The sequence below is a fragment of the Arthrobacter sp. SPT-J7 genome, assembly GCF_059089965.1.
The window spans coordinates 1-844 of sequence record NZ_JBNHFF010000494.1 but is presented as its reverse complement, the minus strand read 5'-3'; the positions used below and the strand labels follow the sequence as shown (position 1 = coordinate 844).

Genomic DNA, 844 nt, shown 5'->3' with positions numbered 1-844 from the left:
CGTTTGATCCAGCGCCGACGTCGAAGGAGACCCCATGACGGGCTACGCCCTGCGCCGGGCAAAACCCGTGGTTCTACTGCTGGTCCTGCTGGCCGTCCTGCTGGCCGGCTGTGCCCGCATTCCGACCTCCGGGCCGGTGGGCAAAAGCAGTGAAGGAAGCGCGGGCAACCTCAGCGCGCCGGTGTTCCTACCGGCGGCGCCGCAGGCGGGCGCTACGCCCGAAACGATCATCGACTACTTCTACCGGGCAGGTAGCGGCTATGAGGACGACTACGCCGTCGCACGCCAGTATCTGACCCAGGCGTCATCCGTCTCCTGGAAGCCGGACCAGCGGGCCCTCGTTTACCGTGAAGCACGGGTCGTGCCCGGCGAGGCGGGGAACGTTTACAACTATGAGCTCGACGTCGCCTACACAGTCGACGCCGACGGCATAGCCACCCAGTCACCAGAGGGAACCATTGAGAAGATCCCGGTGACGGTTACCCAGGTGGACGGGCAATGGCGGATCTCGGCCCTCCCGGATGGCACGGCAATTGCCGAAGAAACGTTCAAGGTCATCTACGGCGCCTACCCCATCTACTTCTATGACCCCAGCTTCACGTACGCGGTGCCCGACGTCCGCTGGTTCATCAAGAACAAAACCGTCAAGGCGATGACCAGTGCGCTGCTGGCCGGGCCTGCACCTTACCTGCGTGGGGCCGTGGTGAGCGCCTTCCCCTCAGGCATCAAGCTGGCCCGCGAGTCGGTGCCGGTTGTCTCTGGCGCGGCGCAAGTAGACCTCACAGCCAAGGAACTTACGGAAACCTCGCCTGAAGACCGCCTGCGGATGCAGATGCAGCTGACC

The 844-nt window shown here is 64.3% G+C and carries 1 protein-coding gene; it reads left to right on the top strand.

The annotated features are described in order from the left end of the window. Positions 1-34 precede the first annotated feature (34 nt). The coding region (locus AC5RWX_RS33840; protein ID WP_494100511.1) for an LpqB family beta-propeller domain-containing protein at positions 35-844 on the top strand (810 nt) is incomplete at its 3' end.